Raw genomic sequence first — 503 nt, forward strand, 5'->3', positions numbered from 1 at the left:
GTTGTCCTTTTGAAAGTGAGCCAATGCCTTCGCAGATATCAAAGATATTCAGACCGAATCAGATCCGTATCGAACGGAGTCAGCCCTTGTTCAGGTGCGAACACCCTCTGCGCCTGCTCAGCAGAGGCCACTCGTTCGCCTCGTGCCCGCACATGTAAATCGAAAAGCGTGTGCAGGTCCGGCCTTGGTGTATGCACCAGGGCGCGCAGCATCAACGAAACTCCGCTGAGGTTGTTGTCAACGTTGTTCCAGCGGGGCGATGAAGTCAGCCCCAGATCGGCCCAGATCATGCGACCTTCCTGTAAGTCCATCACGAAAGGTAGACAGATACCGGTGTCGGAGGCGATATCGATGCGGTCGACTACGGTGCGCGGCTCGAACACTTCGCCAGATGCCGTGTCGGCGCGGGCCATCCAGCCTGCGAAGCATTCCGGAAGATCACAATATGGCTGCCAGGTAAACGAATTGAGGGACGTGACGACATAGCGGACGCCCTTTTTGAC

At 56.5% G+C, this 503-nt stretch carries 1 pseudogene; it reads right to left on the reverse strand.

What is annotated here, in order from left to right:
- Window positions 1-38: 38 nt before the first annotated feature.
- Window positions 39-503: pseudogene (locus J5M56_RS24460) on the reverse strand (hypothetical protein); the annotation flags it as partial.

Source organism: Pseudomonas sp. 51_B (genome assembly GCF_017491595.1).
GTDB classification, from domain to species: Bacteria; Pseudomonadota; Gammaproteobacteria; order Pseudomonadales; family Pseudomonadaceae; genus Aquipseudomonas; species Aquipseudomonas promysalinigenes.